Raw genomic sequence first — 26,771 nt, 5'->3', positions numbered from 1 at the left:
TGCCCGGATCACCAGCGACAAATCGGCGTCGACAATCTTAAGCGTACTTTGAGTGCGTCAGGTCCGGGTCCCGCACCTTTTCCAATGGCTTCCTTCGGGAGGCCACTTTCATATGGGCGCAACGACCTACCTCGACGAAAGCGGCTGCCTTGGCTGGAAGCTGATGCACCCTACCAGCGCGGCGGCTCCAGTCGTTTCTTCACGCTAGCCGCAGCCATCATCCCGGACGATGCTGAACCGCATGGTGCGGGGTCTGTACAAACGGCGTGCCCGCTCGACTCAGAATGAACTCAAGTCGGTCCAGCTGTCGGCCGGAGAACGATTGGGATTTGCCGCCGAGCTGGCGAAGCTCCGCGGCAGGCGCGCTGATATCGAATTCGTCACGATCACGGTGCGGAAAGAAAACTCCAACGCCGCTTTCCGCCGGCATCCGAAGGGCCTTTCTCTACAACTACATGGTCAAGCTGCGGCTCCTCGAGGCGATGGCTGCCCACGAGTCGGTATGCTTCATTCCGAGCGTCCGGACGCCCGGTCGCGGAAGGTCGAGCACAAGGATGCGCTGTACGACTATCTGGGCACGGAAGCGGCGGCCGACTGCGCTGACACGGTGTTGCAGACGACGCCGTGTCAGCGCAGGTACAGTCTCGCGCTGCAGTCCGTCGATCTGGTGGTGGGCATTGTCTGTGAGCACCACGAGCACCGAGATTGCGAGGCCTACCGGTAGCGTCGCCGTCGATCCGGCAAAAGCGCCTCTTTGTCTGTAGGGACGCCGTCGTGGCGCTGCCGGGCGCGTGGCGTACGTTCCTCGGCCTTGTCGCACGGATAGCTTACGCTTGAATACACCGCTAATGCTGTATATATTAACAGTACTGTTCATATATACAGTAATTGGGGGTCGGCATGGAACACCTGGTACGCGTGCAGAACGAATCGGACCGGCGCACGCTCGCGTGGCTGCGCGAGCGGACCAACGACGCGGCGCTGGCCGCGGCCGCGCAGGCCTGCATCGGACCGGGCCGGCCGGGCAAGCCGTACGTTTCGCAGCTGTGCCGGCAGCTCGGGCTGCGGCTGCCGTGGCCGGTGCGCGCGGCGGTCACCGGTGCGGCGGCGCATATCGAGGTCGGCGACCGTCATCTGGCGGCGATCCGGCAGATCCTCGCGCGGCCGCAGGTGGAGACGCGCCGGGCCGCAGGATGACAGGCGCGGGGCAGGGGCGCCGGGACGGCGTCGCGGCCGGATCGCGGGGCCGGCAGGGCGGTAGAACAGCGGCTATCATGGAGAGGTGGTCCGTGCTAAACGCACGTGACCACAAACGGAGCAGAGGCGGGGCTGGCGGGCCAACTGGCCGCCCGTCTGTGCTCCGCCACGAATCACGAAGCGGTCCGCGAGGGTGTGTACAGCGCGGGCCGTTTTTTTGCGCCGCTTCAATGCCGCTAACTCCTGTTCTGCGTTGGCGGGCGAGGGTGGTCGCCAGAGCGCGTTTCAGCGGTTCGTCGTCGACGTACTGGTTGAAGGTCCGCGCGTCGGCGTGTCCCATGTTGTCAAGCGCCGCGCGGGCGTCCAGGCCGTTTTTCATGCCTTCAGCCAGGCCCTTGGCGTAGCTGTGCCGGAGCCAGTGGGTCGACGCCTGTTCGAGGCGGGCGGCGTCCGTTGCCCGGCCCGACCCGCGGGCGTAGTCAGCTGTTTCGCGAGAGAGACCAGTCGCGAGGTGCCAGACCGCTGTGCGGCTACGCACGCCTTTCCACTGCCCCCACTTCGTGCGCCGCACTGACAGCACGAGTGGCAGGGTCTCGTCCGGCGCCGGCGCCGGCACCGGCGGCAGGCCGAAGGCGTCGGTTGAAGGAAAAGTTGCAGCACCTCCGGTCAGCCTACAATCGGCGAGGGCTGGGTTGCTGTCTGTGTCGTAACAACTTTTGCTTCTGCGCGTGAAGAAGCGAAAGTCGGAAACGCCACACGAAGGAAGAGAATTTTTGAAATGTCATAGGCCCTAGCCCTGGCACTGTCCGGCCGGCATGTCCGTGAAACAGATGGCTGATCTCCTTCAGCAACCAAAGAAGCAATGGCGGTAAGGCTTTGCGGCCAATTTTGCCGGCTTTCCGTTGTATTGTTTCACGGCTGGACGCGGTGGGCGCGCAGTCAGGCCGCCAAAGTGCGGATTATGTGTATATGCACATTTATCGACGTGAAAAAACGTAGCAAATAACACGTATTTTGTAGTGACTGAATTGGCGTGCAAAAACGCAATCACATCGCCGTCAGAGGGGCGGATGTCCGGGTCGTTTTGTACTAAAACATGATGGTCGGGCAAACCGGAGTGCTGTCGATGATACCACCACGTTTCTTGCGGGCAGTCAACAACGCACGTCCGCACGGCGCGCATCGATCTGACCTCATCGGTCCGAAGATCGGGCGCCGGCTAACCCTGTTCGGGCGGCTCGCCCTCGATCTCTGGGTTCGCCTCGAATCAGACCCGCAAGTGGTCACTTACTGCGAGCGGCCCCTTTGCATCCCGGACGCCAAGCCGTCCCGCGTTGTCGACTTCTGGATCCGCACGCGTCACGACGAGAGATTGTGTGTCGTGCTGCGAACGGCGGAATGGACTTCTGTGGCGCAAGGACATTTCCTGTTTCCGGCTTTTCAGTCGTGGAGCCGGGCGTCCTCGATGCAGTTGCAGATGATTCATCCGCAGGAACTCGCCGACCCACATGTGCTGCGCGAGAACCGGGTCATGATGCTCCGTTACCTGGTGAGCGGCCACGCCCTTCCGATTGACGGATTGATGGCCGGCGTGCTCATTGCATGCAGCAATGGCACCACGCTGGCAGAACTGGAACGGCAATTCACGGCGGCCGATCCGATGCTGGTCCGTTCTGCGGTGTTCAGACTGGTGCTTGATGGACAGGTTCGATGTCCAACGCTTGCACTGGAACCACTCGGGCCGCGTACCCGTCTGGAGCGGCCATGAAGAAGATCGCTTTTGGGACGTTGCGGTTCGACCGCCGCTCCATTCCCCAGGGTCTGACAGATATCGGGCAATGGCCGGCGGCGGACGATAGCGCCCTGTCTGATGAGGGGCGCGACCTGCTGACGCGCCGCATCCGGGCGATGACCTTGTTTGTCGATGGACATACACCCCTTCGCGAAATCAGCCGGGAAACGGGAGTTGGTTTCAACGACCTTTATCGCGTCTTCGAGCGATGCATCACGCAGCACGAGGACGGTCGGATCTTCGGTTGCCGCGCATTGATCCCTTATCAGCACACGCGGTCGTACGACCGCCGATCGCTGGTCAAACCATCCCGGGAGGGCATCGCAAGCAACGCAAGCGGTGCCTTCAGCCAGTTGCTGCAGCGTTACCCAGACATCGCACGCTGGATCGAACGCAAGGTCGCCGAACGCAGCAGGAAGCATGCAGCGCTCACCGAAGTGCATCGGCACCTGTGGCGACTCCACGGAGGCTTTCTTGCGCAATGCCGGCAGGCGGGCATTCAGGCACACGAATATCCATTCAATCAGAAATATCTCGGTGAGCGATCGCTTGCCAGTCACGCCCGAGCGCTGTCGAACCGGAATTTCGACGCGGCGGCTCGGGCAGCAGGCGCCCAGCAGATCAGCCATCGCTGGAACGACGATCCTGATGCCGTTCGCAAACCCGCAACCCGTCCATTTGAGGCGGTCGAATTCGACGGTCACAAGATCGACGTGCGCCTGACGCTGCGCATCGACGACCCGTTCGGTTTCGAAACATTGCTCGTGCTGCACCGGATCTGGATCTTGGTGGTGCTCGATGTGGCAACCCGTGCAGTGATTGGCTATGCGCTCGCGCTCGGTCGCGAGTACAACAAGGACGACATTGCCGCGGCCTTGCAGGCGAGCCTGATGCCACACACAGCCCGCGCTTCGAAGATTCCTGCGCTGGCGGTCAGACCCGGTGGAGGCTTTCCGTCCGAGGCGATTCCCGGTAGCGCGTGGGCGTGCTGGAGCACGTTCCGCTTTGACGCAGCGAAGGCACATTTCGCGAAGGCGACACTTGAGCGCCTGACCCAGGTCATCGGCTGCACAGCCGACAACGGGCCACTGGGCCAGAAGAACGAACGCGCGCTGATTGAGCGCTTCTTCGATCAGCTCGCGTCGCATTTCGCGCACAGATTGCCGGCCACCACGGGCAGCGATCCGCGCGCAGTCGAACGTGTGCTCAATGATGTCGGCGAGAAAGCTTCGCTGATGATGACGCTCGACGAGCTCGAAGATGTGATCGACGTGGTTCTCGGCAACTACAATGGCGAGCCGCATGGGGGACTGGGCGGGCGTACGCCGCTGGAGGCAATGCATTTTCTGCTCGAAAAACAGGACGGCCTGCTGCGTACGCTACCGGTGGCCAGACGCAGCGCCTTGTGCCTGCTTCAGGAGGCTCGCGTTGTCACGATCCGCGGCAACGTGAGCCGCGGCGACCGCCCGCATATCAATTTCGAACACGTGCGTTACGACAGCCGGGTGCTGTCGGGCATCGCAGGGCTGATCGGCAAGCAGCTTCGTATCTATTTCAACGTCAAGGACATCCGCCATCTGCACGCGTTCCATATGGACGGGTCAGAACTGGGTGTGTTGACTGCCGCGCGTCCCTGGTGCTTTACGCCCCATTCGCTTCGCGTGCGACAGGAAATCTTCTCACTGATCCATCAGCGAAAGCTGTCGGTGCGCGAAGGCAGCGATCCGGTTGGCGCATGGTTTGCCTACAAGAAAGAACAGGCGCGAAGCCATACACGTGACGCCAATGACCTGGCGCGCATGCTGACAGACCGGGCGAAGTCACATCAGGCACTGCCGCCGCCCGATGTCGCTCATGCGGCGCCAGCCGTGAAAAGCGAAGCGCCAGCGGCAGAAACACCTGTCCGAAAGACGCCGGACGCACCGTGGCTCACGCAGATCTTTACGTTTGGGTGAACGATGCCTGATTCGCTGAAACGCCCCGTTGATCCATCGGCGCATCCGCTCGTGAACCAGGCGTACATGGTGCCCACCCCGGCAATCGCCGCGATGTACTCTCGCGTGCGCCAGTGTATCCGGCGCGGCGTCGCTGGCGCCGTGATCTATGGACACACGCGCTGGGGCAAGACCTATGCGATTCGATACTGTGTCCGGCTGCTGCATCTGGAGCTGCCTCGCGTGGCAATCCTGACGATCGGCATGCCGCGCAATCCGTCGCACTCGGAAGCGCTGTTTTTCGGCATGCTGCTCGAGGCGGCACGGCATGGGCGCCCGGATAGCGGCACGGCGTTGCAGCGTCGGCTACGCCTCTACCATAAACTAGCTGAACTGGTCGAACGTGCCGCCGGCAACAAACTGATCGTATTTGTCGACGAGGCGCAGCGGCTTGAGCTCGAACACTACGAATGGCTGCGCGACGTGCAGGACGAACTCGAGCGCCGGGGCGTGCGGATGTTCACATTCCTGGTCGGTCAACCTGGCATCCTGAACCGCAAGAGTTCGTTCCGACAGAGCGTGGACACCTCTCAGATCGTGTCCCGTTTCATGGTCGATGAGTTACGCTTCGATGGCTTTCGTGCCGCCGACGATCTGAAAATGTCACTCGCCGCTTACGACACGTCAACTTTTCCAGACGGCAGTGACTGGCCTTACACGCGCTATTTTCTGCAACGCGCATTCGACACTGGCTTCCGCCTTGAGAAGCAGCACCTCGCGTTGTGGGATGCTTTCGATGCTGCGCACCAGCGCGCGAGGTTTGATTTCACGATGGAGCTGCCGATGGAGTATGTCGCGCGCACTATCGAGATCGCGCTCGTCGAGAACATGAGCTACGATGCATCGGATTTTGCGCTCAGCCAGGCATTGTGGGCGCAAGCGGTAGACGAATCCAACTACGTTGCGGCACTGGAAGATTTGCGCATCATCTTCGTTGACGACGTAGCTGCTGGACCATGAAAAGTCGCTTCGAAATTCTGCTCCCCGGCGCCGACAATTCGCAAGTCTGCGAGTGGTGCTGGCGCGACGACTGGAATCTGCCAGGTCAGTCTGCGTTTATGCTGTTCGCCAGGTTCCAGCAATTGAACGCGTTGTCGTGTACAGCGTTGGCGGCACTTTTCTTACGAAAGCCGGATCGCTGGCCTTTGAAGCACGGCATTGACCTGCGCGACATGCGTCAGTTCGATCTCCTCCGGATGTCCGATCTGATGTGCATTCCGCTTTGCGACGTCGCGGCTGCGTTTTTGCCGGTTAGCGACGTGTCACGGAGTGCCGGATCGCAACAATTGATGTGGTGCATGCAGTGTGCGGCGCGCGGCATTCATCTCGCCGTCTTTCAGTCTGACGGGTGCAAGACATGCCCGGTCCACGGCAGTCCACTCCGTGACCGTTGCACCCAATGTGGCGAGGCCTTGATGGCGTACCGACTTCAGGCGCGCAATTTCCGGCTGCCCCTATGTTGTCCGACGTGCGGGCACAACTGGGTGCGCTCGCCCCGTGCGGCAGGAGATTCCGCGACCCGGATATCGCGTGAGTACCGGTGCAAGGTCGCTCAAGGTCTTGCGCGGGATTGGTTCGGCCGCCGTTCATCAAATCTTCGGCGACTGCTGGCTAACTTACGTCAGCCGGAAGTTCGCGAGGCCTGGCTGGCATCGGCGCCGCCACAGGGCAGCGGTGGGGATGGGCTCGGCGGCTTCTGCGCGCGTGTTGTGCAGGGGCAGACGGAAGGGGTTTCGAACGTCCTGGTCTATTCGTTCGCCTTTGCTCGCGATTCGTTAGAAACAGATGTTGACCATCGCCGTAAGTGCGTCGGAGGATTACCCCGTCCGCTGGCGATAGGCGCTTCCGATGACGTGCTGCCTGACGCCATCGCTTGTTATAAGTCGATTCGACGATATCTCATGCGCCATGTCGTGCAACGGCATCGCAGGTGTGTCTATACCGCTGGCCGCTATCTCACATGGCGGCTCGATGCATGCACAACGACACCGTTCTGTCCGGTTGCCCAAGCGGTACTGCGATGGCGGACAAAATGGGAGGGTGTCGGCGTACCGGCGCATCTTTTCGGCCGATGCGAACACGGGCTGCTTGGTGTCCTTGTCTGGCTTTCTCTCTTCGCACCAGTTGGCTTGCCCGGATGGACCCCGTCGGTGGAGCGCTGGACAATCCTGCGCGTTTTTGCACTGGCTTGCCTCGACAGTTTTTCCTGCTACCTTGATGAATCCAACGACGGAGCCGTGCGATCGGGACCTTTATGGATGCAGTTTCCAGCGATCGATTATCCGGAGCGGGAGTGGGTTGTGCTGGACGAAGAACCTGACCGGAAGCAATACAGAATTGTGATCGCTCCGGCGCGACCACGACACCTCACATCCGTAGATGAACTTCAAACGGGAGCGGAACACTATAGACATCATTTCGCGAAACTTTATGAAGCTAAAGCGCCGGAAAACTGGCCGACACCTGTCGCAAAACGTGACTCGCGACTGGACATTTCCGTACGACCAGTTAGTTCACCGCTGCCGAATCATCGGCGAGGCGTCGGTGTTACGGCAATGGTCCTGGCAGTGTTGGCGGCTTCCGATGCAGAGTGAGACGTTTCGCTGTGGGATCGCTCAGCAACACCGTCGCCCCGCGATCCATCTTTGAGGGATACCTGAAGTGGGGATATCCGCACGGGTTCCATTTCGTGACCCGTTCGCTGGAACCCATGACCGCCGTTCTGCTGGCGCGGGCACGGACGCGACCGTGGGGCTCGGCGCTCGGCTGCACCGCGATGTTGGCTGCGCTCGCGACCGTCACACTCCACGGCGAATACGAGATCGGGTGGCGCCACTTGTCGCTCCGGCACTATCGATGGTTGTCGGCTGGATCGCTTGGCGCAAGCGGCTCGCTGCCGGCTCCATGGCACGGGCCTAAACTTTACGCGGCAAGGTCAACTCGAGTTATGCAACGACCAGGTTGGGATGAGAGAAACGCGCACGAGGCCTAAGATTTACGCACTGCATCAGTCGTACATCTTGAGGACTTCCATCAGCGCTCCTTCGATTATCCTGTTCGACAGATTCGTGTCCTTCACTGCGCGAGCGAGCGCTATTGAACCCACCCAGGTGCTAAAAATCATCACCGCTTTATCTTGGGCGTCTTCCGCTTCAGGAAAAGACTGCGCGAGCAAATCGAGGATTTCACTGACACGTTCGGTGAATGCCTCGCGGGTTGCATCGGGAGCGCGCGACATATCGTTGACCAAGGCCGAAATTGGGCAACCTCTGCCGACGTTGTTCCGATGACTTCCTGACACGTAGGTGCTTACCGCACGCTGAGGCGCCGTCTTGAGCGCGTCCTGAATATGCTCGATGTCCTGCAACGCCAGGATGAAAGCCTCCGTTACAAGCGCATCGCGTGACTCGAAATGCTTGTAGAAGCCGCCGACGGTTAGGCCAGCTTCTTTCATGATGTCGCCGACACTGATCCCGTCAATACCGCGCTCGCGGAGACGACGTGCAGCGACCTGCACAATCCGCTGATGCGTGGACAGTTTCTCAGCCTGTGAGTGCCCCATTTTCTCTTTCTCAAAGATGTGTTGTCCTGCGGGTCGATCGGCGGTGCCGCTCGCCCCGTCCTTCCGCAGCAGCGATCACCCAGCGCTAGCCGACGACTTCACGATGGCCGTCAATTGCAGGGTTCTGGCAACACGAAAGCCGAGTTCCCGATACAGACGAACGGCGGCAACGTTATTGGTGAACACATGAAGGAACGGTACTTTGCTGCGTCCCTGGATTGTTGCCGACAGATGCTCCATCAACAGCCGACCCAACCCTCGACCACGCCACTCCGGCTGCGTGCACACAGCGCTGATTTCGACGTATTTGCCGGCAGTCATTCTTTCGCCCGCCATCGCCACCAGTTCGCCGCCCTCCTTGATGCCAAAGAAGTGACCGAGTTCGTTGGTCCGGGCGTTGAATGGTCCGGGTTCCGTCAGCCCGGCGAGTCGGAGCATATCAGCCGTGTCGTCGACGCCGAGTCGCGCGATCCGCTTATCGGACGATACGGTGAACCTCCTGGTGGCAACCATCTGATTGGCAACCGCCTCGCACCACGTCAAAGCCGGGCGGCAAGTCCGGTTTGCCCGCCGTGAAGAACGAAAGGCGCTGTCCTGGCTGGAGCATCGCTGCAACCTGTGAGACGTTTTGCGCGGTGTAATTCTGCGCGGCCCCGAACGGTGCAAAATCCGGCCGATATCGGGCTGCCCCTTCGCGGCGCTCCACGAAGGCCGGAGGCGCCTCGGTCAGCGCGATCCAGACGGGATTCACGAGGTATTCCTCAGTTGCCACTTCACTGGCTGTATCAAGGTTGGAGGACTGCATGACAAGCTCCTGTTTTATTCGTCTTCTCTGCTAGGGAACCGTGCTCAGGCGAACAGCGCCGCGTGCTTCCTGATAAATGCCTGGACCGTCATTGGCGCAGTACCGGTCAATTCCTCAATGAAGGAATCGGTACCGGCGAAAATTCCTTCCTGGTAATCGACGGCAACCGACAGCAGATGCTGCGCGAAGGTGTCGCTGAATTTTGCATCGGTGTCCAGGCGCTTTTTGAACATGTCGAGATCGACCGGTTGATATGTCACCGTCGTGCCCAACGCGTGGCTCATCTCTGCCGCAATCTCATGGTGATTCATCTCGACCGGCCCGTACAGCGGATATACCTTGCCCGCGTGCGGTGCCGGATCGCGAAGGATGGCGGCAATCACGCGCCCCTGATCCTCGGCTGCAATCGGCGCGTGACGCCCATCGCCAAACGGAAGGCGCAATACGCCGTCCTTTTTGACGCTCGCGACCTGGCCCGGGTAGGTCAGCCATTGAGCGAAGAACGTGGGGCGAAGATGCGTGACCGGCGTGCCAGCCCAGTCGAACACCTGCTCCGAGATCCAATGGTCTTGCGCAGCATGGCTTTTCGCTTCACGGCGGGCCGAAATCTGCGACATGTTCACAATGGATTCGATTCCGGCCTCGCGGGCCGCCTGTGCGAAGGAAGCGCTGGCCGCCATCCCTCCAGATTCGATCGGATAAACGAAATAGGCCGATGAGATGCCTTGAAGAGCGCGTGCGACGTCGTCGATATCCGAGAGATCGCCAACCAGCACCTCGACGCCCTGCGCGCGCAGCTGCTCTGAACGGGCGTCCTCGCGTCGAACGAGGGTTCGTACCTGTTCGCCTGCAGCCAAAAGTGCGGTTGTCGCTGCTCCGCCTGTGTCGCCAGTCGCACCTGCGATAAAAAATTTACGAAAAGCCATTTGAAAGCTCCGTTCAATTCATTAACTGGGACGGTGATGAACACTTCGGTCACCGGATCTGAACTGGAGTATAGTCGTAATCCTGATCGACAATTGATGATAGTTTCGCCCTAGTCTTTTGCAGAATGTCGCGCTCGACGCGGGCGGCAAGCGCGTTAAGCTGCGTTCGCAAAAGCACGCTGCAAATGAAAATCGAAGACGGCGTCCTTTCCGGACGGCCCTCCATCGGAGAATGTTCCTGCCATGATCGCCCACACCTTCGCCTCACCCCGTCATTCCACGCACTATTGGGAGGCCGGACCCGCAGAGGGGCCATTGATGATCTTCCTTCACGGCTGGCCCGGGATCGGCCTGATGTGGCGCGCGCAGATCGAGGCGTTCGCGTCGGTGGGCTGGCGCTGCATTGCGCCGGACATGCGCGGATACGGCGGCTCGTCGACACCGGGCGCGCCCGATGCCTATGCGCTCAAAGAGATCGTTGACGACATGGTCGAGCTGCATGACCATTTGGGCGCGAGTCCGGCAATATGGGTCGGCCACGACCTCGGAAGCCCGGTGGCCGGTGCGCTCGCTGCGCATCACGCGAAGCGCAGCCGCGCGGTTGTATTCGTCTCCGTTCCGTATATGCCCGAGAGCTTCGGGTTGCGCAGTCTGCTGCCCCTGGTCGATCGGACTCTCTATCCCGCCGACCAGTATCCGGACGGGCAATGGGACTACTACCGCTTCTATCCCACACATTTCGATCAGACCGTGACCGACTTCAATGCCGACATAGCGTCGTCCCTGGCGGCGATCTATCGGTCTGGAGACCCGAAGTCCGTGGGCCAGATCTATCGCTCTGCGCTGGTCTCGCGCAACGGAGGCTGGTTCGGGTCGGCACATCGCGCGCTGGCGGTGGCGCGGGACGCAGCGCTCTGGCCGTCCGCTGACTTCGACGCGCTGGTTGATGCGTTCCGTGTGACCGGTTTTCGTCCGGGTAACAGTTGGTATCAGAACGATGACGCCAACATCGCCTACGCTCGAACTGCGCCCGACAGCGGCCGCCTGAGCCAGCCCGTGCTGTTCGTGAACGGCGAATTCGATGGCATCTGCGACATCACCCGCAGCGCGCTCGGCGGGCCCATGCGAAACGCTTGCACGGATCTGTCTGTGGCGACGTTGGGCGCAGGCCACTGGCTTCCGCTTGAACACAAGGCTGAACTCGTCCAGGCAATCCGCTCCTGGCTCGAGGCGAAGGAACTGTCGTAGCCATCACGGACACATCCTGACCCACATCGGGTCCTGCACGTCGACTAAAGGAGTTGAGTGAAATGAACGCATCGAACAGCGATGGCATCAAGCAATACGACATCGAAACCAATGGCATTACCTTGCACGTGACGGAGCAAGGGGAGGGGCCAGCCGTGCTGTTTTGCCACGGTTTTCCGGATACCTCCTATACGTGGCGCGGGCAGATGAAGGCTATTGCGTCGGCGGGATATCGGGCCATTGCCCCGGATATGCGTGGTTATGGGCGAAGCTCGGCTCCGGCCGACGCAGACCTGTACACACCGTTGCACACGACAGGCGACCTGATCGGTCTGCTCGATGCGCTGGAGATTCCCCGCGCTATCCTCGTCGGTCATGACTGGGGGGCGACGCACGCGTGGAACGCGGCGTTGATGCGCCCGGACAGATTCGCGGCGGTATTCTGTCTCAGTGTCCCTTTCGTGCCGCGCGGAGACGTCAGTGTTTTCGACAGGATGCGAAAGGCCGGGCATCAGGACAAGTTCTATATGTTCGAGCAAATTCGGCCCGACGCCGACGAAATCTGGGCCAACGCCGCGGTGACCATTCCCGGCATTCTGTATTGGGCATCGGGTACTGCGCCAGCCGGCCAGCAGTGGAGTCCAATGGATCCGGCTCGGAGTCTTTATCGTGCTGCTCCCGGACCGTTGCCTTCGTGGGCGTCCCCGGACTACGTCGCGCATAACATTACGGAATTTGAGCGCACCGGTTTCCACGGAGGATTGAATTACTACCGCGCGGCGGAGCCGTATTTCGCCTTGTCCGCTCCGTGGAAGGGCGCGAAGATCGTTCAGCCGTCGTTTTTTATCTGGGGCAAGGCGGACGGTCTGAGAGAGTTATATCCGCTTAGCATCGACGACCTTCGCGCCGGCTTACCGGGGCTTGTTGGAGGACTCGAACTCGATAACGTGGGGCATTGGGTACAGCATGAGGCCGCCGCCGAGGTCAGCGACCAACTGCTGAAGTTCGTGCGTACCGTTGATCTCGCATGATCGTGACATACACGGTCCGGATTACTCGCGGCTCCCCGCTCCAGACTCCGTTTCGTGGGGCGAAGAAAAATGGCGGCGTAACGGAGGTTCACGCGAGTATTCAATGACACTTGCACTCGGAGAACGGACGTCGACCAACAGGGAGACCGGTGGTCCGTGTTGGGTTGCCTTATGACACTCACTTAAATACTGCGCGCGGTGATCCTCCGACGTCTGCGTCGGACCGGGTCCGGCCGGGAAGAGATAGTCGACGCGTTGACCTAGATCACTGAAAATAGTGTCACGATGACGCTTGTTCGTCACACTTAAAAATCAAGTTTTTCAGCATCTTGGATGCCAAGAACATGTATAGATAACGATATGACGACCGTATGGACAACCGCAACATCGAAAAATTAAAGCAATGGCCGCGTCATCATTTTTCGCTACGTCAGGGATTTCGATAAGGATTTCGACCGACTCGACAATCCTATCCGGGTCATCATTACTTGGAAATATGACTCGGAAACAGGAATGCCGGCCGCTGATGTGCGTGAATGGATGGACTCCACGGAAGACGCGCTGAGGTTCGCTGTCGAGAAGGCGAGTTTGCAAGCCTCGTTCTCGTTTCTACGGGAGAAAACCTCAGGGAGTGCGCCTACTACGCCCGCTCCGGGGATGAATTCATGGTTCGGCTCAACGAAGCGCTTGGTGGTCGTTCAAAAGTGCCTGTCAACATACACATCGGCGAAGAGTCGCAATGGACTATGTTCGACGAATTCAGGCGTCGCGTTCGTGAGTAGTACCGGCGCGAGCGGGCATCACGCGAAGGTCTCCTTTATAAAATCGCGGGTGTCCCCTGAGCCGGCCGCCGTCGGGCTTAGTGCGGGCCACTTTCGGACGTTCGACCCTACTGCCTGGATCGTCGACAATCGTACGGTGCGAAACGACTGCTAACCCAATTGCCGGTTACGTCAGCGCGAACAAGCGCGCATCACCTCCACGATTGCATCCTGCTCCGGTGGTGTCTGGAAAGAAGCTTCCAGGAGAATATGCCCGTCGTCCATTTCTGTCTGGAAACACGCCTGATTGACGTTACGGGGAGTTGTCGCGACATACAGGCCGGCGATGATCAGAATGGTCATCAATAAACCCGTGAGCGTTAGCGCAGCTACCCATCGTTGTGCCTGTACATCGCTAGCGGATAGTTGGCTATCTTCATCGCCCTTTGTGCTCTCCTCGATACCAATCATTTTCTATCCTCCTGAACTGTTAGCTCCGATCTTGGTTCCATGGATAAAATATGAAAAGTTGAATTTCCTGAAACTTACGTTCAGTTATTCCTAATCTGGTACCGTCATGAGAGAGATCAGTCTGGACCGCCTGCGCACGTTGGTGACAATCGCAGATCATCGCTCCTTTGCGGAGGCCGCACGTATCCTGAATCTGGCAGCGCCAACAGTCAGCCTTCACATTCAGGAACTGGAGGAGCGCATTGGTGCGCCGCTGTTGTCACGCAAGCGCGGACACGTTCAACCCACGGCGATTGGGGAGACCCTTCTGACAAAGGCACGGCACCTTCTGGCCGGTGCCGCCCAGGCGCTGGACGATGCTCGACGGCAAGTACAGGGGCTTGAGGGTCGAGTACGACTTGGCGCGTCGACGGGCGCGATAGCAAACCTCCTGCCGCAAGCCCTTGAAGCGCTGGGGCAGCAACATCCTGCGATTGATGTTCAGGTTACGGTGCTGACGTCGCAGGACACGCTCAGCGGCCTCGCGGAAGGGACACTGGATATCGGGCTAGTCGCGTTACCCCAGTCCGCGATGGCGGGCCTTGTGATCAAGCCATGGCGCCGAGATCCCGTCATGGCCTTCATGCCTGCCAGCTGGAGCTGCCCGGCCCGCGTCACACCCAAGTGGCTGGCCAGCAAGCCACTCGTTCTCAATGACTCGACTACACGGCTTTCGCACCTGAGCACCGAATGGTTTGCAGCGGGCGGTCATCATCCTGTGCCACGCATTCAGCTTAGTTACAATGACGCAATCAGGAGCCTGGTCGCGGCTGGTTACGGCGCAGCGCTGTTGCCTCATGAAGCCGCTACTCCATTTCACGATCCGCGCATTGTCATGCGCCCGCTGCGACCAACGCTGTGGCGTCGGCTCGGCATCGCACATCGTGCGGGCCGCGTTGAAAACACTACGCAACACGTCCTCGATGTTTTGTGGGATCTGCGAGTGGTCTAGAAATTGTCATTTGTGGTCGCGTTGGTTCGCTCCCGTCAGGACAGAAACCCATTGCAGGCGACGACGGATGAGTGGCTGGTTTGTAGAAATTCAATAGACTGAATTGGGTCGACCAGAGGCGTTCGTCGTCGGCCCGGATTCGGGCCGAACCCTGCCCGACGTCCCGCACGCGTGAACTCGCAGGTCGCGCATCGCGCGTCGGACCGTAGCCGACCGATAAGCGCCAATCGCGTTTTACTTTCGAACGACCGTTGTTCGGTCCAGGACGGCCGCTCACGCCAGTGCTGTCAGACCAGCGGGCACCCTATCGAGTAACTTTCGCCATTGGCAAGCGAGGATGCGCTAACTCGGCTGTCCGGTAGGACAAAACCGAAGCCGAGACAATGGGCGGATTCAGTCATCCAAAGTTGCAGGTCCCCGATGCGGTTCGGAGCATTCCCGTTGCAACTTCGATTGCGGTCGTGCCCGGTCGTTATTCACTTGATGTCCTGATGTCGCCGGTGGTCGGTCATCTTCTTCCACCCTCGAATTTCGTCGAGAGTACGAAAACATCCAACGCACAATCTGGTCTTGCCGCCGAAGGCACAGACATCGACGCACGTCGACTTGACTGCCCTTGGTCAGGCCGCCGCGTGTGAAGGTTGCACTTCAACGGTGACATGCGACAGCCCCTTGAAGCGCTCGAGCACTGCGTGATAGAAGCGCGAGTCTCGCTGGGCTTCGCTCGTCGCCACCGACACGACAGCACTCATGTGACCCGGACCCACGCGCCATACATGCAGGTCGACGACCTTGTCGCCACGGTCCTCGATAGCATGCCGCACGTTCTCCGCCATACGTCGGTCGGAGTTCATGTCGAGCAGGATCGCGCCCGTGTCTCGCATCAAGCCGTACGACCAGTTTGCAATTACTAGCGCGCCGATGACACCCGCTAGCGGGTCCATCCAGAGCCAGCCAAATGCGCGTGCCAGTAAGAGGCCGATGATAGCCAGCACGGAGACCGCCGCATCCGCCATCACGTGAATGTAGGCCGACCGGATGTTATGGTCGCGGGTCGCTGCTTCATGTGCATCGTCGTGGTGCTCATGTTCTTCGAATTCGACTTCGTGCTCGGCGTCCGGTATCCGGACGATGGCTTTGAAGGCGTGCGGCTCAGGAATGTCCTCCTTCGATTCCAGATAGCTGCCACGGTCCGCCAGCGTGAATACCTGTTGCGTCCCATCAGGTCGCACCGTGGTAACAGACGCTGTCGAAGCGTCCAGCCGCGACCCCTCCGTCGCGGGTGTAATCCGGAAAACGGGCGGCACGCCATCTTCGAAGATGGAAACGGCAAACACACCGGATGGTGCAAAAACCTTCTGCACCTCGTCTTCATGAGCATGGCCGTCGTGTCCGTGGCCGTGGCCGTGGCTATGACCATGGCTATGACCATGGCTATGGCCATGGTCGCCGCCGCTCAACAGCAACACACTTGCCAGGTTGACAAGCAGGCCGACCACCGCGATAGGAATCGCTTCGTCGAAGTGAATGGGCACCGGCGATAGAAAGCGCGACACCGCCTCGTAGCCAATCAGCACTGCAATCATCGCGAGTACGATGGCACTCGTGAACCCTGCGAGGTCGCCGAGCTTACCGGTACCGAACACGAAGCGGGGGTCGGAGGCGTGTTTGCGCGCGTAGGTGTACGCGAGGGCCGCAATCAGCATCGCGCCGGCATGCGTCGACATGTGCAGGCCATCGGCGACAAGCGCAAGCGAGCCGAACATACTGCCGCCGACGATTTCAACCAGCATCATCGCGCTGCACAGAGCAATCACGGCCCACGTCTTGCGCTCGTTCTTTTCATGACCGGCGCCCAGAAAGATGTGGTCGTGCCCTGCGCCGAATGCGGCGTCTCTGAAATCACTCATTTTTGACTCTACTTGAAGTAGCTGTGAACAACTTCAATGAGTTGTTCCGTCGCGCTGCCGCCATGGTCCTCGCCGTTATCCGCATCGACAAGGTGGTTCCTGATGTGGTCTTCCAGCACAACTGCCAGCAGGCCGTTCATCGCTCTGCGACAACTCGAATACGCTGCAGAACATCCGTGCAACCGTGCTCGTCCTCAAGCGCCCGCTCGATGGCTTCAACCTGCCCTTTGATACGGCGAACCCTGTTAAGAAGTTTCTGTTTTTCGTGAACTGTATGACTCATCGCCCCCTCCAGATACCCCGAGGGGGTATATAATTTCTCGAAGTCTACCATAGGGGGTGGGGGTATTTTTTGCTCACGCGAAATTCTCCGTACTCGCTGGTTCCGCCAGATACTTCCCCAACCTGGTTAATGTTCGTAGCCCGTCAATCCATGAACGCACGTCACAACGCCGCTTTTACCGCTCTTCTTGCAGCCGCGCTATTTGGCGCAACCACGCCGCTCGCCAAAACTTTGCTTGGGTCGCTTTCGCCCTTCATGGTCGCGGGCCTGTTTTACCTTGGCAGCGGTGCTGGGCTCGCCGTAGGGATTCTCGTCCGACATCTTCGTCGTACGGTGGGCGATAGAGAAAACGAAAGTCGCATTCAGGCCGCCGAAGTACCGTGGCTTCTCGGGGCAATTGTGGCGGGCGGGGTGGCCGGGCCTGCGCTGCTCATGCTCGGTCTCAGCTCGACTCCTGCTGCGACCAGCTCCCTGCTACTGAACCTCGAGGGCGTTTTCACGGCTGTCATCGCCTGGGTGGTATTCCGCGAAAACGTGGACTTGCAGATATTTCTCGGGATGGTGGCAATCGTGTTTGGGGGTGTTGTCCTGTCGTGGCAGCCGGGTGCCGCTGGCGTCTCGCCAGGTGCACTGCTCGTGGTCGCAGCCTGCGTTGCGTGGGCGGTCGACAATAACCTGACGCGAAAAGTCTCGGCGAACGACGCGATGGTTATTGCCTGTCTGAAAGGACTTGTCGCCGGCTCAGTCAATCTGTGCATCGCGCTGCTGCTGGGTGCACATCTGCCCGGCATTGGAAAAATGGCTCTAGCCATGCTTACCGGCTTCGCTGGCTACGGTGTGAGCCTGGTCCTGTTTGTCGTCGCCCTGCGAAATCTCGGAACCGCCCGAACCGGCGCGTATTTTTCTGTCGCCCCAATATTCGGCGTCGCGTTGTCGCTTTTCCTGTGGCCCGAGGTGCCATCGCTTTCTTTCTGGGTTGCAGCCGTGCTCATGGCTTTGGGAATCTGGCTTCATATCCGCGAGAGGCATGAACATCCACACACTCACGAGATTCTGGACCACAACCATCGGCACCGGCACGACGAACACCATCAGCACACGCATGATTTTGAGTGGGACGGCGAGGAACCCCATACGCACCCCCATCAGCACGCACCTATTACCCACACGCACGCGCATTTCCCCGATATTCATCACCGTCACACGCACTGAGCCCGCGAGATAGCTCTCGTTTCGTCCGGCTGACGGCTAGTTCCTTTTTGGGCCGCCAGTCGGATACCAGCCGCCGCGCCCCTTGGCCCTTCCGTTCAATCGCGGTCAATGCGGTTCCGCCGAAGTCAAAACAAAAATAATTTGTAAAGTACGCTACATACGTGTAGTTTACTTTACATGAATACCTTAACCACCTGGTCTGTCCTCGTCCTGACGTTCCCCACCGAGAACGCCACCGCGCGCATGCGGGCGTGGCGGGCGCTGAAAGCGAAGGGGTGCGCCGTCCTGCGCGACGGCATCTACGTGTTGCCGCATACCCCGGAGCGTGAGGAAACGTTGCGCGAACTCGCTGGCAGCATCGACGAAGCCGGCGGCACTGCGCATCTGCTGCGGGCGCAAAGTCTGGACTCGTCACAGGAAGCGGACTTCCGCGCGCTGTTCGATCGCAACGACGATTACGGGACCTTTGTTGCGTCACTGGGTGCAGCGAGGAAGACGCTCGGAGGCCAGGCACCAGCGGAAGTCACCCGCCTGTTGCGTCGCCTGCGCAAGGACTATGACGCGATCCGGACGATCGACTACTTCCCGGGCGCCGCTTCGACTGACGCCGAAATCGCCTGGGAAGACTTTGTAGCGCTCGCGGATACGGTCCTGTCGCCGGGTGAGCCACATGCGGCCGAGCAGCCCATCCGGCCGTTACGGCGCGACGAGTACCAGGCCCGCACGTGGGCAACCCGACAGCGGCTGTGGGTCGATCGCGTCGCAAGCGCATGGCTGATCCGTCGGTTCATCGACCCGAAAGCGCGGTTCCACTGGCTGGATTCGCCCGAGACCTGCCCGCCGGACGCACTCGGCTTCGACTTCGACGGCGCCGCCTTTACACACGTGGGCGAGCGCGTGACGTTTGAGGTACTGCTCGTGAGTTTCGGTCTCGATGACGACGCGGCGCTTCTTCGGCTCGGTGAAATGGTGCACGCGCTTGATGTGGGCGGCGCACCGGTGCCCGAGGCGATCGGCTTCGAAGCGGTGATGGCCGGCGCGCGACAACGCGCGCTGGACGACGATCAACTGCTCGACGAAATGGGGCACGTCCTCGATTCAATCTACGCGTACTTTGCGACGAGCAAAAAAAATAATAACGCAGAGGGCCGTTCATGAACACCACGACGGCGACCGCACCGGGCTACACGCTCGGCCAGATCGTCCTTTACATGCTGCGCCTCGGTACCTTCGGTTTTGGCGGCCCGGTGGCGCTGGTCGGCTACATGCACCGCGACCTGGTCGAGCGCCGGGGCTGGATCAGCGAACAGGACTACAAGGAGGGGTTGGCGCTGGCCCAGATGATGCCAGGTCCTCTCGCTGCACAGCTCGGCATTTATCTCGGCTACGTCCATTACCGCGTCGTTGGTGCAACGGTGGCCGGTATTGCTTTCGTCCTGCCGTCGTTCCTGATGGTTGTGGCGCTCGGCTGGGCTTACTCGCAGTTTGGCGGCCTCTCGTGGATGCAGGCAGTCTTCTACGGCGTGGGTGCCGCGGTGGTCGGAATCATCGCGATGAGCGCGTACAAGCTGACCAGGAAGACCGTCGGTAAAGACAGACTGCTGTGGGTGATATTCCTGACGCTGGCGGTCGTCACCGTGGTCACTGAATCCGAGATCGCATGGCTGTTTATCGCGGGTGGCCTGCTCAACTGGTTCCGGCATGCACCACCGAAGTGGCTTGGCAAAGGCGGATTGAATGCGCTTGCCGTGACGCAGGCGCCGGGTGTGAGCGGCGTTCTAAGTGGTCTTGACTTGCCACTGCTCGGCCAGATCGGCCTTTTCTTCGCCAAGGCCGGCGCGTTCGTGTTCGGCTCGGGACTCGCGATCGTGCCGTTCCTCTACGGTGGCGTGGTGACCGAGCATCACTGGCTCAACGACAAGCAGTTCGTCGATGCGGTGGCCGTGGCGATGATTACGCCAGGGCCGGTCGTCATCACAGTTGGCTTCATCGGTTATCTGGTCGCGGGCTTCCCGGGCGCCTGCGTCGCCGCGCTCGGGACCTTCCTGCCCTGTTACCTGTTCACCGTGCTTCCAGCGCCGTACTTCAAGAAATACGGCAGATTGCCTGCCGTCAAGGCGTTCGTCGATGGCATTACGGCGGCGGCCGTGGGTGCGATCACCGGCTCAGTCATTGTCATCGCGCGGCGCTCGATCGTTGACTGGCCCACTGTCGTGCTTGCGCTTGTGACGGTCGTGTTGCTCTGGCGATTCAAGAAGCTGCAGGAGCCGGTGATTGTCGTTGCGGCTGCCCTGTTTGGTCTTGCTGTCTATCCGCTCATTCATTCGCACGCGATCTGACGGAATGCGCGTGCGCGCCTTCTACAAGGAACGTAATCATGGCAACACGTCGGACCTTCCTGCAGGACACCGCTGCTGTTGGCGCGGGAATCATGCTGGCCCAGGCACAAACCGCCTGTGCGGCAGAGGAGCCCGGTTATACCGACAAGCTCACAGATGCGGACGGCAAGTATGTTGCTGGACCGCTGCCATTTTCCTACGACGCGCTTGAACCCGTCATCGATGCGCGCACCGTCGAACTGCATTACAACTTTCACCACAAGCCAGCAGTAGTTGCTGCGAACAAGGCGGAAGACGGACTGGCGAAAGCGCGGGACTCGAATGACTTCGCGCTGGTGAAGTACTACGAGAAAGAGCTCGCGTTTCAGCTTTCCAGCCACATCCTGCACACCATTTACTGGACCAGTATCTCGGGGAAGGGTGGCGAACCGAAGGGCGAGGTGGCCAAAGCAATTGACAGGAATTTCGGTTCCTATGCGAAGTTCAAGGCACAACTGGTCGCTGCAACGATTGCTGTAGAAGCATCGGGCTGGGGCGTTGTTGGCTACCACCCTGCAACAGGCAAGCTCATGATCCTGCAGTGCGAGAACCATCAGAAGCTGACCGCCTGGGGCATCCAGCCCATCCTCATCCTCGATGTTTTCGAGCACGCGTACTACCTGAAGTACCAGAACAAACGCAACGAATACGTCAATCAGCTTTTCAGCCTCATCAATTGGGACAACGCGGCCATGCGGATACAGGCAGCGTCGCCTGCGCGGAGGCTGACGTGAAATGGATGATGCGTGAGTCTGGCGAAGACGGAGACGATTGAGTGAGCGCCGCTCGCGGATCTCTTTCGCATGGTGACACAATGATGAAGCTCGCATCATGAATGCGCTGTGGACTCGGCTTGCTGCCCGTTGGCTGCTTTCTGCCGCGTGCGCTATCGCAGCCGCGCTGGGAGTCATGGTGTTCTCCACGTCAGGAGCGGACGACCATCTTGAAATGGGCGGCCTGCCGTTGGAACAGATCGCCGACGTTCCGTTGGGCGGACGGCCAACCCGCCTCGACTACGCAAGCCTTGACCCGAACCGCCAACTGCTATTCATTGCTCACCTGGGCGACGGCGAGGTGGTGGCGTTTGACACGCGAGCAGCTCGCGTGATCGCCCGGATTCCAGACGTGGGATCAGTGCATGGCGTATTAGCGATTCCCGCAATGTCACGCGTGTATGCATCGGCCACCGGCTCAAATGAAATCGTCGCAATTGACGAAGCCACATTAAAGATCACCGCGCGCGTGCCGGGCGGCAGTTACCCGGACGGAATGGCCTACGCGCCAGATGCGCACAAGCTCTATGTGTCCGACGAAACGGGCGACACCGAGACGGTGATCGACGTTCGCTCGAACACGCGGATTGCAACGATCCCGCTCGGCGGTGAAGTCGGCAATACCCAGTACGATCCGGTTTCCCGACACATCTTCGTGAATGTGCAATCCCGACGGCAGCTGTTAGAAATCGACCCAGCCAGCGACCGGATCGTCGCACGAATCGATCTGCCGGGTGCGCAGGGAAATCACGGGCTGTTGATCGAACCGCAGCAACGGCTTGCCTTCATCGCCTGCGAAGGAAACGACAAGCTGCTGGTGCTCGACATGCGCACGATGCGCGTCACGTCGTCCTTCGACGTCGGTCAGGATCCGGACGTCCTGGCCTTCGACTCGCAACTGCATCTGCTCTACGTGGCTGGCGAAGCCGGCATCGTCTCGATGTTCAAAGCCGACACGGGCAACGTGTCGAAGATTGGCGACGGCCGGGTCGGTCCCAACGCGCATGTTGTCGCGGTAGATGAGTCGACGCATCGCGCCTACTTCCCGCTCAAGGATGTTCAGGGACAGGCGACGTTGCGCATCATGGCACCGTAAGACTGAGGCAATCCTGGCGCACTCGGGCGGTTAAACACTTCGTCGGATGGCGGAATCGCTCCCTGCACCTGGAAAGACCGGCAAGCGGTGATAAAGACAACGGAGTCGGAATGCGTAGTGCCAACCCTGCCAATCGCGAAGTTGTTCGCGCTTAAGTGACGCCCTGGATGCTGGCGACTGTGGAGGACGAGATGAGTCAAACTAAAACTGCCGCCAAGGTGGCCGTACTGTGGCGCGGCGATTACGAGGCGCGTAAAAGTGCGACACCGGCGAACAATCGCTTTTATCGCGTCTTCGAAGAGTTGACGGCGATCGGTATCGAGGCGCAACCCGCTGTCTATTCCGACGAGATAGTGGATGAAGTGCGTGAGCAGCTTCTGAAGGTTGACGGCGTACTGGTATGGGTTGATCCGATTCACGACGGGCAGAGCCGGGCAGCGCTTGACACCTTGCTGCGGGAGGTGGCGTCGCGTGGACCCTGGGTCAGTGCCCACCCCGACGTCATCCTGACGATGGGCGTCAAGGAAGTTCTGCATCGCACCCGGAATCTCGGCTGGGGAACGGATACCCATCTCTATCGCGACAGATTTGCGTTCCAGTCTGAGTTCCCGTCCCGGCTTGAATCAGCCGGGCCACGCGTTCTCAAACAGAACCGGGGCAATGGTGGTCAGGGGGTCTGGAAAGTCGAGCAGATCTCGCCGCCTGGCGGCGATACGGTATGGGTTCGCGTTCTGCATGCACGCCGAGGGAGCGTGCCGGAAGAGATAACGCTGCACGATTTCATGGCCCGCTGCGAGGCATACCTCCCGCCTGACGGCTGCATTGTCGATCAACCCTTCCAGTCACGCCTGCCCGACGGCATGATTCGCTGCTACATGGGAACAGACCAGGTTGTCGGGTTTGGACATCAGTTGATCAAGGCGCTGATACCCCCACCACCAGAAGGCCCAGACTCTGACGCTGCGCAGCCCGGGCCACGTATCATGCACCCTGCCTCGGCCGAGCCGTTTCAGGCCCTCAGAGCAAAAATGGAACTCGAATGGACGCCGCAAATGATGGATCTCCTGAGCATCGACAGCGCTTCGTTGCCGATTATCTGGGATGCTGACTTTCTGTATGGGCCGCGCACCGAATCGGGCGAGGATACCTACGTACTCTGCGAGATCAACGTCAGCTCGGTTTTTGCCATACCGGAGCAAGCACCGGCGGCCATTGCTCGCCTCGTGAGCGAACGTCTGCGAAAAAAATAGTCTTCGAACTGGTGTTCGCCCAGATTGCGAGCAGCATGATTTCTACAGCGAACATCGCCATCGAAGCTCCCGTGAAACGGTGATCGCTGCAGTTGGGCAGGATGGCTAAAGCCACGAAGGTCCGCTCAAGCGCAAACTCCGGTCATTCGCCAGACTCTCATGATTGACCGTAAATGGCCGAGGCCGTGTAAAAACGCGTGTGATCACCTAGACTGAAGCAACCTGCTGAAACGAGAGGCGCAGATGGGGCGATTTGTCGAAGGTGCGCAACGCAGTCAGACCACACTATTGCCAGAGTGTCTCGATGACTTCATCGCTGAAGACAACCCTGTACGGATTGTCGACGCGTTCGTCGAAGAACTCGAACTGGCATCCCTCGGATTCGAAGGCACCACGCCGGCAAGCACAGGGCGACCTTCTTACCACCCGGCCGTGCTGCTCAAGATCTATATCTACGGGTATCTCAATCGCGTGCAGTCTAGCCGACGCCTGGAGCGCGAGTGCCAGCGCAATGTCGAATTGATGTGGCTGACCGGCCGGCTCGCGCCAGACTTCAAGACGATTGCCGAGTTCAGGCGGAGCAATGGTGAAGGCATTCGCAACGTGTGCCGTCGCTTCGTGATGATATGCCGGGACCTGAAGCTGTTCACACAAGCGGTCGTAGCCATCGACGGTAGCAAGTTCAAGGCGGTCAACAGCCGCGATAACAACTTCACGCCCAACAAGATTGCACGACGCCAGGAGCAGATCGAGCAAAGTATCCAGCGTTATCTCGATGCACTGGAGACCGCCGATCGCACTCAACCGGCCGAGGTAGAAGCGAAGACTGAACGCTTACGGGAGAAGATCGAGACGCTGCGTGAACAGATGCGCGATCTGGATCGCGCAGCGGAGCTTCTGAACGACCTGCCTGAAAAGCAGGTCTCGCTGACCGATCCCGACTCACGCTCAATGATCTCTCAAGCCAAGGGTACGGGCGTGCTTGGCTATAACGTTCAGGTCGCCGTCGACGCCCGGCACCATCTCATTGTTACTCATGAAGTCACGAATGTCGGCAACGACCGGACGCAGTTGAGCCCAATGGCCAAAGCGGCGCGCGAAGCGATGGGCAAGAAGAGAATTAAGGCACTGGCAGACCGTGGATACTTCAGCGCACCAGAGATCAAGGCATGCGACGACGCGGGTATTGCGGCCCTAGTGCCCAAATCACAAACCTCCGGTGCAAAGGCTGACGGCCGCTTCGACCGGGCCGACTTCATTTACATCGCCAGAGACGACCAGTATCTGTGTCCAGCAGGGCAACGCGCGATATACCGCTACACCTCGTTGGAGAGTGCCAATCTGCTGAAACTGCGTACCTACTGGAGCAGTGCCTGTCCACACTGTCCGCTCAGAAAGCAGTGCACGCCGGCACCGTATCGGCGCATTCGCCGGTGGGAACATGAAGCGGTACTCGACAGAATGCAACGCAGACTGGATCGTCAGCTTGACGCTATGACAATACGGCGACGAACGGTCGAACACGTGTTTGGCACGCTGAAGCACTGGATGGGCTCAACCCACTTCCAGATGCGCAGGCTTGGGAACGTCTCGACTGAAATGAGCTTGCATGTGCTCGCGTACAACCTCAAACGCGTCATGAAGATCCTCGGGTTTGCAAAGACACTCCGAGCGATGAGGCTGGCAGGCGCGTAGTCTCACATCTGCCTATGCTTGCGGGCGTGGCGCAATCAGTTCAGTCGTAGACAACAGGAAGCTGCGAGGGCGCGGCCTCACCAGTCGCTCGACAGACTGCCGGCACACGCGTTTTTACACGGCCTCGGCCAGTCTCAGTCACTTGACCAAGCATCGCGCGCCCGTTTGCTGAACGACAAGGGACGTTCGTTGACCATGCCTTGATCTTGCTCTTGCCCGCCATACTGGCCGTTCACCTGGTGCCATTAACCGTTCGAAGCGATCGACTCAGGACGAGGGGGCTGGATATCGCCCGAAAAAAAGCGATATCGGCTAGGATCACCGGGCGGACAGCCTTGAACGCTACCGTACAGACGTGCCCGCTGCGCCGTGAGGCGCTCATGTTTCCTAGGCGCATCCGCCAGTGGCGAGTTGCCCCAGTGTGCCGTAAACGCATCACGCCATGGCTGATGGTCGAGACAACGCGGCGACATTCATACCGTTTGTTCGACGCGTTCATCACGGCTTCAATGCCTGATCCCGTCAAGACGAGGCTTTCGCATGCAGTGCGGTTCTGCGCCAGATGCCTGGGAGCGGGAAACATGACGAACGAACATCGTGCCAAAGAGAATCACTTGCTCAGGGTCCTGCCGGACGCAGAATGGGCGCGTCTCGCAGCGAGCCTGGTGCCGGTCGATATGCCCTTGGGGCAGATTGTGTATGAGTCTGACGCATACCTGGAGAACGTCTATTTCCCGACGACATCAGTTGTATCGATGCTGCGCCTGATGCATGACGGAGCGCCTGCAGAAATCGCGATCGTGGGTAACGAAGGGATCGTTGGGATCGCGCTGTTTATGGGCGGAGAGACGATGCCGAACAGGGCGATCGTGCAAAGCGCAGGGCAGGCGTATCGCCTGGATGCCGGAATCCTCAAGGAGGAATTCGACCGAGCTGGCCCGGTGCAGCGCTTGTTGCTGCGCTACACCCAGGCATTGATCACGCAGATGGCCCAGACGGTCGTTTGTAACCGGCATCACTCGACGGACCAGCAAATGTGCAGATGGCTGCTGCTCAGTGTCGATCGCCTACCGCTGAACGAACAGAAGATAACGCGTGAGTCCATTGTGAACATGCTTGGGGTCCCACGGGCTGGCATGACCGAAGCAGCAATGAAGCTGCAGGATGCCGGGCTGATACGATGCAGCGGTGATCATATTGAGGTGCTGGATCGGCAGGGGCTCGAAAAACGCGCTTGCGACTGCTATGGCGTGGTGAAACGGGAGTCCGCCCGACTGTTACCCGATCTGCAGGCGATATAAAGGCTCCGGGCAGGTTCCGCTAGTTCGTCCCTAATTTACGCGTAACATTGGTACGCTGATCGGACCTCGGCATGCGGTTTACGCTTTGGAGACGC

Annotated in this window: 23 protein-coding genes and 2 pseudogenes; 17 read left to right on the top strand and 8 right to left on the bottom strand. The window is 59.8% G+C overall.

Translation table 11 applies throughout. From position 1 onward, the window contains the following. The first annotated feature begins 229 nt into the window (after positions 1 to 229). From PQR53_RS34615 to PQR53_RS34590, 6 genes are all read left to right on the top strand, one after another. Positions 230 to 724, top strand: coding sequence for a hypothetical protein (locus PQR53_RS34615; protein WP_408464421.1), 495 nt, complete (start codon positions 230 to 232; stop codon positions 722 to 724). A 176-nt stretch (positions 725 to 900) separates the two neighbouring features. Then, positions 901 to 1,197, top strand: a complete 297-nt coding sequence (locus tag PQR53_RS34610) for a CppA family protein (protein ID WP_408464419.1) — start codon at positions 901 to 903, stop codon at positions 1,195 to 1,197. A 1,126-nt stretch (positions 1,198 to 2,323) separates the two neighbouring features. Then, the gene (locus PQR53_RS34605; protein WP_408464418.1) at positions 2,324 to 2,965 is read left to right on the top strand and encodes a hypothetical protein; all 642 of its coding nucleotides are present in this window, start codon (positions 2,324 to 2,326) and stop codon (positions 2,963 to 2,965) included. Further along, a complete protein-coding gene (locus PQR53_RS34600) occupies positions 2,962 to 4,944 on the top strand; it encodes a TnsB C-terminal domain-containing protein (RefSeq protein WP_408464416.1) in 1,983 nt (660 codons plus the stop codon). The genes PQR53_RS34605 and PQR53_RS34600 overlap by 4 nt, the downstream gene beginning before the upstream one ends. A 3-nt stretch (positions 4,945 to 4,947) precedes the next feature. Then, positions 4,948 to 5,943 (top strand): AAA family ATPase, encoded by a 996-nt coding sequence (locus PQR53_RS34595; protein WP_408464414.1) that lies wholly within the window; start codon positions 4,948 to 4,950, stop codon positions 5,941 to 5,943. Further along, positions 5,940 to 7,577 carry a hypothetical protein gene (locus PQR53_RS34590; protein WP_408464412.1) on the top strand — a complete coding sequence of 546 codons (1,638 nt, stop codon included), beginning with the start codon at positions 5,940 to 5,942 and terminating at the stop codon, positions 7,575 to 7,577. Before PQR53_RS34595 ends, PQR53_RS34590 begins: the two co-directional genes overlap by 4 nt. A 413-nt stretch (positions 7,578 to 7,990) precedes the next feature. Here PQR53_RS34590 and PQR53_RS34585 read toward each other — a convergent pair whose 3' ends face one another. The 4 genes from PQR53_RS34585 to PQR53_RS34570 form a co-directional block, all read right to left on the bottom strand. Further along, positions 7,991 to 8,545 (bottom strand): TetR/AcrR family transcriptional regulator, encoded by a 555-nt coding sequence (locus PQR53_RS34585; RefSeq protein ID WP_408464410.1) that lies wholly within the window; start codon positions 8,543 to 8,545, stop codon positions 7,991 to 7,993. Positions 8,546 to 8,620: 75 nt separating this feature from the next. Then, complete coding sequence (locus PQR53_RS34580) at positions 8,621 to 8,983, bottom strand: GNAT family N-acetyltransferase (RefSeq protein WP_408464408.1); 363 nt, start codon at positions 8,981 to 8,983, stop codon at positions 8,621 to 8,623. A gap of 37 nt (positions 8,984 to 9,020) precedes the next feature. Further along, positions 9,021 to 9,350 carry a hypothetical protein gene (locus PQR53_RS34575; RefSeq protein WP_408464406.1) on the bottom strand — a complete coding sequence of 110 codons (330 nt, stop codon included), beginning with the start codon at positions 9,348 to 9,350 and terminating at the stop codon, positions 9,021 to 9,023. Positions 9,351 to 9,394: 44 nt separating this feature from the next. Next, positions 9,395 to 10,276 carry an NmrA family NAD(P)-binding protein gene (locus tag PQR53_RS34570; protein ID WP_408464404.1) on the bottom strand — a complete coding sequence of 294 codons (882 nt, stop codon included), beginning with the start codon at positions 10,274 to 10,276 and terminating at the stop codon, positions 9,395 to 9,397. Positions 10,277 to 10,519: 243 nt separating this feature from the next. Here PQR53_RS34570 and PQR53_RS34565 point away from each other — a divergent pair, with 243 nt between their 5' ends. Both PQR53_RS34565 and PQR53_RS34560 read left to right on the top strand, forming a co-directional pair. After that, a complete protein-coding gene (locus PQR53_RS34565; protein ID WP_408464402.1) occupies positions 10,520 to 11,524 on the top strand; it encodes an alpha/beta fold hydrolase in 1,005 nt (334 codons plus the stop codon). Between the two features lie 62 nt (positions 11,525 to 11,586). After that, positions 11,587 to 12,555 (top strand): epoxide hydrolase, encoded by a 969-nt coding sequence (locus PQR53_RS34560; protein WP_408464400.1) that lies wholly within the window; start codon positions 11,587 to 11,589, stop codon positions 12,553 to 12,555. 953 nt (positions 12,556 to 13,508) lie between these two features. On the opposite strand, the gene PQR53_RS34555 is transcribed toward PQR53_RS34560, so the two are convergent. After that, complete coding sequence (locus tag PQR53_RS34555) at positions 13,509 to 13,787, bottom strand: hypothetical protein (RefSeq protein WP_408464398.1); 279 nt, start codon at positions 13,785 to 13,787, stop codon at positions 13,509 to 13,511. 106 nt (positions 13,788 to 13,893) lie between these two features. Between PQR53_RS34555 and PQR53_RS34550 the strand changes: the two genes are divergently transcribed. Beyond that, positions 13,894 to 14,778 (top strand): LysR family transcriptional regulator, encoded by an 885-nt coding sequence (locus PQR53_RS34550; protein WP_408464396.1) that lies wholly within the window; start codon positions 13,894 to 13,896, stop codon positions 14,776 to 14,778. A 393-nt stretch (positions 14,779 to 15,171) separates the two neighbouring features. Here PQR53_RS34550 and PQR53_RS34545 read toward each other — a convergent pair. The 3 genes and pseudogenes from PQR53_RS34545 to PQR53_RS34535 all read right to left on the bottom strand — a co-directional run. Then, positions 15,172 to 15,392: pseudogene (locus tag PQR53_RS34545) on the bottom strand (DUF1289 domain-containing protein); the annotation flags it as partial. A gap of 6 nt (positions 15,393 to 15,398) precedes the next feature. Then, entirely contained in the window at positions 15,399 to 16,688 is a 1,290-nt protein-coding gene (dmeF, locus tag PQR53_RS34540) for a CDF family Co(II)/Ni(II) efflux transporter DmeF (RefSeq protein WP_408464394.1), read from the bottom strand. Between the two features lie 8 nt (positions 16,689 to 16,696). Further along, positions 16,697 to 16,971, bottom strand: a pseudogene (locus PQR53_RS34535) (metal/formaldehyde-sensitive transcriptional repressor). 150 nt (positions 16,972 to 17,121) lie between these two features. On the opposite strand from PQR53_RS34535, the gene PQR53_RS34530 reads away from it, so the two are divergent. The 8 genes from PQR53_RS34530 (at position 17,122) to PQR53_RS34495 (ending at position 26,676) form a co-directional block, all read left to right on the top strand. Next, the gene (locus PQR53_RS34530) at positions 17,122 to 18,183 is read left to right on the top strand and encodes a DMT family transporter (RefSeq protein WP_408464392.1); all 1,062 of its coding nucleotides are present in this window, start codon (positions 17,122 to 17,124) and stop codon (positions 18,181 to 18,183) included. A 177-nt stretch (positions 18,184 to 18,360) separates the two neighbouring features. Beyond that, positions 18,361 to 19,341: a chromate resistance protein ChrB domain-containing protein gene (locus tag PQR53_RS34525; protein WP_408464390.1), complete on the top strand. Its 981-nt coding sequence runs from the start codon at positions 18,361 to 18,363 to the stop codon at positions 19,339 to 19,341. Next, positions 19,338 to 20,522 (top strand): chromate transporter, encoded by a 1,185-nt coding sequence (locus tag PQR53_RS34520; protein ID WP_408464388.1) that lies wholly within the window; start codon positions 19,338 to 19,340, stop codon positions 20,520 to 20,522. Before PQR53_RS34525 ends, PQR53_RS34520 begins: the two co-directional genes overlap by 4 nt. Positions 20,523 to 20,560: 38 nt before the next feature. Then, complete coding sequence (locus tag PQR53_RS34515) at positions 20,561 to 21,295, top strand: superoxide dismutase (RefSeq protein ID WP_408464386.1); 735 nt, start codon at positions 20,561 to 20,563, stop codon at positions 21,293 to 21,295. Between the two features lie 97 nt (positions 21,296 to 21,392). Continuing rightward, on the top strand, positions 21,393 to 22,430 hold the full coding sequence (locus PQR53_RS34510; protein ID WP_408464384.1) for a hypothetical protein: 1,038 nt from the start codon (positions 21,393 to 21,395) through the stop codon (positions 22,428 to 22,430). 191 nt (positions 22,431 to 22,621) lie between these two features. Further along, positions 22,622 to 23,680: a Cj0069 family protein gene (locus PQR53_RS34505; RefSeq protein WP_408464382.1), complete on the top strand. Its 1,059-nt coding sequence runs from the start codon at positions 22,622 to 22,624 to the stop codon at positions 23,678 to 23,680. A gap of 243 nt (positions 23,681 to 23,923) precedes the next feature. Further along, complete coding sequence (locus tag PQR53_RS34500; protein WP_408464380.1) at positions 23,924 to 25,375, top strand: IS1182 family transposase; 1,452 nt, start codon at positions 23,924 to 23,926, stop codon at positions 25,373 to 25,375. Between the two features lie 581 nt (positions 25,376 to 25,956). Continuing rightward, on the top strand, positions 25,957 to 26,676 hold the full coding sequence (locus PQR53_RS34495; RefSeq protein WP_408464378.1) for a Crp/Fnr family transcriptional regulator: 720 nt from the start codon (positions 25,957 to 25,959) through the stop codon (positions 26,674 to 26,676). Positions 26,677 to 26,771: the final 95 nt, after the last annotated feature.

It is taken from the genome of Paraburkholderia fungorum, assembly GCF_046027605.1.
Lineage (GTDB): Bacteria > Pseudomonadota > Gammaproteobacteria > Burkholderiales > Burkholderiaceae > Paraburkholderia > Paraburkholderia fungorum_F.
This window is presented reverse-complemented; position numbering and strand designations above follow the sequence as displayed.